This is a genomic window from Mycobacterium sp. E3251 (assembly GCF_001666835.1).
GTDB lineage: Bacteria > Actinomycetota > Actinomycetes > Mycobacteriales > Mycobacteriaceae > Mycobacterium.
In genome coordinates this window covers 42,796-49,214 of record NZ_LZJF01000154.1, presented here as the reverse complement: position 1 = coordinate 49,214, position 6,419 = coordinate 42,796, and the positions used below count along the sequence as shown (strand labels likewise).

The 6,419-nt window shown below is 65.3% G+C and carries 7 protein-coding genes; all 7 read right to left on the bottom strand.

Annotation, left to right across the window (positions count from 1 at the left end; genetic code table 11):
- The coding region (locus tag A5697_RS18930; protein WP_068011668.1) for a YciI family protein at window positions 1-466 on the bottom strand (466 nt) is incomplete at its 3' end.
- A 94-nt stretch (window positions 467-560) separates the two neighbouring features.
- A complete protein-coding gene (gene mmaA4 / locus A5697_RS18925; RefSeq protein WP_067946579.1) occupies window positions 561-1,457 on the bottom strand; it encodes a hydroxymycolate synthase MmaA4 in 897 nt (298 codons plus the stop codon).
- Window positions 1,458-1,540: 83 nt separating this feature from the next.
- A complete protein-coding gene (locus A5697_RS18920) occupies window positions 1,541-2,422 on the bottom strand; it encodes a cyclopropane mycolic acid synthase family methyltransferase (RefSeq protein ID WP_068011665.1) in 882 nt (293 codons plus the stop codon).
- 145 nt (window positions 2,423-2,567) lie between these two features.
- On the bottom strand, window positions 2,568-3,428 hold the full coding sequence (locus tag A5697_RS18915) for a cyclopropane mycolic acid synthase family methyltransferase (protein WP_068011664.1): 861 nt from the start codon (window positions 3,426-3,428) through the stop codon (window positions 2,568-2,570).
- An 87-nt stretch (window positions 3,429-3,515) separates the two neighbouring features.
- The gene (locus A5697_RS18910) at window positions 3,516-4,433 is read right to left on the bottom strand and encodes an alpha/beta fold hydrolase (RefSeq protein WP_068011663.1); all 918 of its coding nucleotides are present in this window, start codon (window positions 4,431-4,433) and stop codon (window positions 3,516-3,518) included.
- On the bottom strand, window positions 4,433-5,776 hold the full coding sequence (locus tag A5697_RS18905) for an AarF/ABC1/UbiB kinase family protein (RefSeq protein WP_068011662.1): 1,344 nt from the start codon (window positions 5,774-5,776) through the stop codon (window positions 4,433-4,435). The genes A5697_RS18910 and A5697_RS18905 overlap by 1 nt, the downstream gene beginning before the upstream one ends.
- A 40-nt stretch (window positions 5,777-5,816) precedes the next feature.
- The gene (locus A5697_RS18900) at window positions 5,817-6,410 is read right to left on the bottom strand and encodes a DinB family protein (RefSeq protein WP_068011661.1); all 594 of its coding nucleotides are present in this window, start codon (window positions 6,408-6,410) and stop codon (window positions 5,817-5,819) included.
- Window positions 6,411-6,419: the final 9 nt, after the last annotated feature.

Below are 6,419 nucleotides of genomic sequence, written 5' to 3'. Positions count from 1 at the left end.
CCGCGGCCGCATGGAGCTCGGCGTGGCGTGCCGCGACGGCCTCCCACTCCGGGGTGCCCGGCGTATGGGCCGATGCCGGGGGTTCCAGCAGCAGCGCCAACCAGTCGTTTCCCGTGAGCTTGCGGGACGGTTCGATCGCGTGGACCACCGGCCAGACTTCCACCGCTCCGAACTGGGCGACCGGGACGTCGCGCGCCAGCGCCAGCGCCTCGTCCAGGTTCTCCGCTTCGAACACGTAGTAGCCGCAGGCCACTTCGGCGGACTCGGCGAACGGGCCGTCGGTGGTGACCGGCGCGTCCGGCCCGCCGGTGATGACCGCCGCGCTGGCAGCGGGCGCGAGCGCGTCACCGGCTTTGATCGCCGGGCCGGCTTTGGCGTGGAAGCTCTCCCAGGCGGCCATGCCGGCCGCCCACTCTTCAGGCGTGCGGTCTCGCTCCTTGGCGATCAGCAGGGCGAAATATTGCATGTTCGTCACCTCCGGTAGTGAGCGAAGCCTCCTGCTCCACTCTCTACCTATCCGACGAACGACGCAGCCCTAATCCGACACAGCCAGAGCCGGACTACGCAGCCGCCCCCGGCTTCAGGTACGTCACCAGGCTGACGTCGAGCGCCTCGTCGGTGAAGTAGTGCTCGCACCCGCGCAGGTACTTGATGTAGCGGTTGTAGACCTCTTCGGACGTGACCTCGATGGCCTTCTGCTTGTTGGACTCCAGCGTGTCGCCCCAGATGTGCAGCGTTTTGATGTAGTGCGGCCGCAGTGAAAGCGGTGCAGGCACAATGAAACCCGCCTTCTCGCCATGGTCGACCATCATCTGGGTGGACGGCAGCCGGCCACCCGGGAAGATCTCGGTGATGATGAACTTGATGAACCGGGCCGTCTCGAAGGTCAGCTTCTTGCCGCGGGCGGCCAGGTCGTACGGGTGGTAGCTGACGCTGCTCTGCACGGTCATCCTGCCGTCCTCGGGCATGATGTCGAAAGTCCGCTTGAAGAAGTCGTCGTAGTTCTCGTGCCCGAAGTGCTCGAAAGCCTCGATCGACACGATGCGGTCGACGGGCTCGTTGAAGTCCTCCCAGTTCTGCAACCGCACCTCACGCGAGCGGTTGGTGTCGATGGAGGCCAGCACCTCCTCACACCGGGCGTGCTGGTTCTTGGACAGGGTCAGGCCGATGACGTTGACGTCGAACCGCTCGACCGCGCGCTTCATGGTGGTGCCCCAGCCGCAGCCGATGTCCAGCAGGGTCATCCCCGGCTTGAGGTCCAGCTGGTCCAGGTTCAGGTCGATCTTGGCGTACTGGGCCTCTTCCAGCGTCATGTCGTCACGCTCGAAGTAGGCGCAGCTATAGGTCCGGGTGGGGTCCTGGAACAGGGCGAAGAAGTCGTCGGAGACGTCGTAGTGCGCCTGAATGTCCTCGGGCGCCGTCCGGATCTTCGTCGGGCTAGCCGGTTGATCAGCCATTTTCGTCTGGTTCTCCTGGATGAAGTTCACTGCGGATTTCCCACGGCTTTGCCTCGGGGTGTGACGTGCAACGATACCCAACTCTACTTTTCCAGCGTGAATTGGTTGCAGTCGATGTACCCCGTGCGGAAAGCCCCGGCGCAGCCGGTCAAATACTTCAGGTAGCGCTCATACACCTCTTCGGACTGGATTTCGATGGCCTCGGCGCGGCGCGCCTGCAGGGCGCCGGCCCACAGGTCGAGGGTCCTGGCGAAGTCGGTCCGCAGCGACTGGACGTTCGTCACCCGGAAGCCGATCTTCGTCGAGTGCTCCCCGATGGTCTCGATCATCGGCAGCCGGCCGCCCGGAAATATCTCGGTCAGGATGAACTTGATGAACCGCGCGACTCCCATCGTCAGGGGCAGGCCGCGCTCGATGGCCTGCCTTCCGTGTAACCCCGTGATCGAGTGCAGCAGCATCACACCGTTGCGGGGCAGGGCGGTGTAGGCGAATTTGAAGAAGTCGTCGTAGCGGTGAAAACCGAAGTGATCCAAGGCCTCCACGATGACTATGCGATCCACCGGTTCGCTGAACTCGGCCCAGTCGCACAGCAGCGCCCGCCGCGACCGGCCGCTGTCGATCCCGTCGAGCACCTGCTGGCAATAGGCGTGCTGATTCCTGGACAGGGTCAGCCCGACGACGTTGACGTCGTAGCGCTCGACGGCGCGTTTCAACATCGAACCCCAACCGCAGCCCACGTCGAGCAGGGTCATCCCCGGCTCGAGCCCGAGCTTGTCCAGCGTGAGGTCGAGCTTGGCGAGCTGCGCCTCCTGCAGGGTCATGTTCTCGCGGGGGAAGTACGCGCAGCTGTAGGTGCGGGTGGGGTCCTGGAAGAGCGCGAAGAATTCGTTCGACAGGTCGTAGTGCGCCCGTACGTCGTCGAAATTGGAGCGCGTACGAACAGCGCTGGCCGGGTTGTCAGACATCTGTCCTCCCGAGAGGACGGCCACCAGGAGGCGGCCATCTCCGGGGGCACGCTACTCGCGCGGGATCGAAAACCGCGCATTTGCGCGCGCGTGCGCCGAAGTTTTTACCGGGCGCATTCTCAGGGCCGATGCCGGCCGACGGGCGCTACTTGGTCAGCGTGTACTGGGCCACGTTGGAGATGCCCTTGCGGAAGAGCTCCGCGCAGCCGGTGAGATAGCGCATGAAGCGGTTGTAGACCTCTTCGGACTGGACGGCGATGGCGCGTTCGCGATTCGCCTCGAGATTGGCCGCCCACGTGTCCAGCGTCCGCGCGTAATGCGGCCGCAGATATTGGACCTGCTCGACCGAGAAGCCGCTGGCTTGCGCATTGTCGACGATGTCGGGTTCGCCGCACATCTGCCCGCCGGGAAAGATTTCCTTCCCGAGGAAGTGGAAGAAACGCAGATCGGTCATGGTGATCGGGATGCCGCGCTCTTTCCATTGCGACTGCGGATACGTGAAAATGCTGTGCATCATCATCCGGCTGTCGTCGGGGAGGGTCTTGTAGGCCCAGTCCCAGAATGCGGGCCAGCGTTCCTTCTTGAACGCGTCGAAGGCCTCAAAGCTGATGATCCGATCGACCTGCTCGTCGAACTCTTCCCAACCCTGCAGCCGGGCCTCGGCCCGCCGCGTCGTCGGAATGGCGGCCAACCGTTCTTTGGTGCGCGCGTAGTGGTTGCGGCTCAGCGTGATGCCGATGACGTTCACGTCGTATTTCTCAACCGCGCGGACCACGGCCCCACCCCACCCGCACCCGACGTCGAGCACCGTCATGCCCGGCTCGAGCTTCAGCTTGTCCAGCCCCAGGTCGAGCTTGGCGAGCTGCGCCTCTTCCAGCGTCATGTCGTCGTTGTCGAAGTAGGCGCAGGTGTACACCATGTTGGGGTCGAGGAACAGCGCGAAGAAGTCGTCTGAGATGTCGTAGGTTGCCTGCGACTCTTCGTAATACGGCTTCAGCTTGGCCATTGGTGGACCCACCTCCTTGGACAACCGTACAACTCGGCGATACGGACCGGGATCGCAGGGGAAGCGTTTCTCTCGAGTGATTTCGGCTCAGTTCGCTCTGGCGAAGTTGCCTGCCAGCACGCCGATCACCTGATCCCACAACTGCTGTGGCAGATCATGGCCCATCCCGTCGAATAACACCAATCGGGCGCCGTCGATGGACCTGGCCACCGCGCGACCGCCGAATGGCCGCATCAGCTTGTCCGCCCGGCCGTGAATCACCACGGTCGGGGCGGCGGTCCGGCGGTTGTAGCGCCTCAGGCTGCCGCTGCCCAGCACCGCGTCGAAATGCCTTGCGACGCCCCACGGGTAATAGCTGCGTTCATAGCTTTCGATGGCCTCGGCCCGAAGTTGCTCCTCGGAAGCCAAAAAGCGCCTGCTGCCGATGATCTTGCTGACCCGGATGGCGTTGTCGACGATCACCTCGCGCGGCGAGCTCGGCGGCGGCCCCTTGATGAGCGCCAGCAACTGGCGCGGACCGGGCGGCGGCAGGAAGGCCGAGTTATTGCTGGAGAAGATGACCCCGAGGGTTCTCGTCCGCTCATGGAATCGCGCCGCGAAAATCTGGGCGATCATGCCGCCCATCGACGCGCCCACGATGTGTGCGTGCTCGATGCCCAGATGATCCAGCACGGCCGCGGCGTCGTCGGCCATGTCCTCGAGCTTGTATGCCGCTTCGCTCGGCAGGCCCAGCCAGGAGCGCGCCAGTCGCGCCACCAGCGGCTGCCCCGAGCTGCGGTGCCGGGTTTTGCTCGACAGGCCGACGTCCCGGTTGTCGTACCGGATGACGCGCAGCCCGTGGCTGACCAGCCGCTCGCAGAAGTCGGTTCGCCACAGCAGCAGCTGGGCGCCCAGCCCCATGATCAGCAGCACGGGCGGGTCGTCGATGTCGCCCATGTCCTCGTAATAGAGCTTCAGGTCGCCGTTGGGATCAAAGACAGTGGCGTTCCCGGTGCGGATCTGCATCAGACTTCTTCGGACTGGTGCTCGCGGCTGACCTCGACCATGAAGTTGGCGAAGTAGCCGGTCAGCTGCGGGTCGGACATCATCTGCCATTTGGGGGCGAGCAATTTCATGTACCGCTCGACGTAGAGGAACTGCTTGCCGATCAGCACCAGCTCGCGCGGCAGCTTGACGTCGTAGGCGTCGGCCAGCGCCGACAGCTGCCGCCCGATGTCGGCGTAGGACAGGTCGCCCAGCGTCTGCATGGTCAGCGGGGTGGCGAATTTCTCCAGGTCCTTGGCGGCCTGGGCCTCGGGCTTCATGGTCCCGACGGCGCCCATCAGCACGACGATCTTGCCCGCCGCGGCGTGGTCCTTCTTGACCAGCAGCGCGTACACCAGCTCGCGCAGCAGCCAGCGGGTGCGCGGGTCGATGCGGCCCATGATCCCGAAGTCGAAGAACACGATGCGGCCCTGTTCGTCGACGTAGAGATTGCCGGCGTGCAGGTCGCCGTGGAACAACCCGTGCCGAAGGCCGCCCTCGAAAAGCGAGAACAGCAGCGCCTTCACCAGTTCGACCCCGTCGAACCCGGCCTTGCGGATGGCCGCGACGTCGTCGATGCGGATGCCGTGCACGCGCTCCATCGTCAGCACCCGCTCGGAGGTGAAGTCCCAATGCACCTGCGGCACCCGGATGTTCTTGCCCAGCGGCGAGCCGTGCAGGTGCGAGACCCACGCGTCCATCGACTGCGCCTCGAGCCGGAAGTTCAGCTCCTCGGCCAGGTTGTCGGAGAAGTCGGCGACCACGTCCTGCGCCGAGAGCCGGCGGCCCAGCTTGGCCAGTTCGACGGCCTGGGCGAAGCGTTTGAGGATCTGCAGGTCGGCGGCCACCCGGCGCCGGATGCCCGGGCGCTGGATCTTGACGACCACGTCTTCGCCGGTGTGCAGGGTCGCGTAGTGCACCTGGGCGATCGACGCCGACGCGAACGGCGTCTCCTCCCACTTGGCGAACAGCTCGGCGGGGTCGCCCCCGAGTTCCTCGACGAAGAGCTTGTGCACCTCTTCGGTGTCGGCGGGCGGCACCCGGTCGAGCAGGCCGCGGAACTCGCGGGACAGCGATTCGCCGAACGCCCCGGGGCTGGACGCGATGATCTGACCGAATTTCACGTACGTCGGGCCGAGGTCGGCGAAGGTCTGCGGGAGCTGCTTGATCACCTTCTGCTGCCACGGGCCTTTGCCGGGCAGCTTGGTGATGACGCGCGCGGCGGTGCGGGTGACCTGCCAACCGGTGACGGCGACCCGGGCCGCTTCCACCGGCAGCGGCACCCGGTCCAGCCTGGCCACGTCTCGATGTTTGGTAGAGCTCATCTAAAGCAGTCTGCCAAATCGGCGCAGCCAGTCCCAATTTCTAGCTCGGGCTCCAGGGTTGTACCCAGCCCTGGACCGCCCAGCCCTCGAGGCCCGCGATCAACTCGTACATGGTGGCGCCGTCGATGGTTTCGCGGATGATGTCCGCGTGCCCGGCGTGCCGGGCCAACTCGTTGATCACGTGCAGGATCACCCAGCGCACCGACCAGGCCTTCTGGTCCTTGGGAAACCACGGGATGTCCTGCGGAACCGGCACCGCCGCGTCGAGGTCCGCGGTCTCCGCCAGTCGCAGCGATGCCGCGTTCTGTTCCTCGAATGCCCGCAGCAGGCCGGCCAGCGTCTCGTCGGGCCGCATTACGTGCTGATCCGCGAAGTCCTTGGTGATCTGCTCGAACGGGCGAGTGTCTTTCGGCGGCGCGTCCGGCGCCGCGGCGACGCGCGCCATCCAGCTGCGCTGCATCCCGGTGGCGTGCTTGATCAGCCCGCCGATCGACAGCGCGCTGACCGAGGGGGTGGACCGCGCCTGTTCGTCGGTCAGGCCGTAGGACACCGCGAAATACGCGCTTTGGTGGTAGGCCAGGTATTCGCACAGGGCGCTGCGTTCGTCGGCTACGGGCCGGGCAAGAGCGGGCATTACCGGATA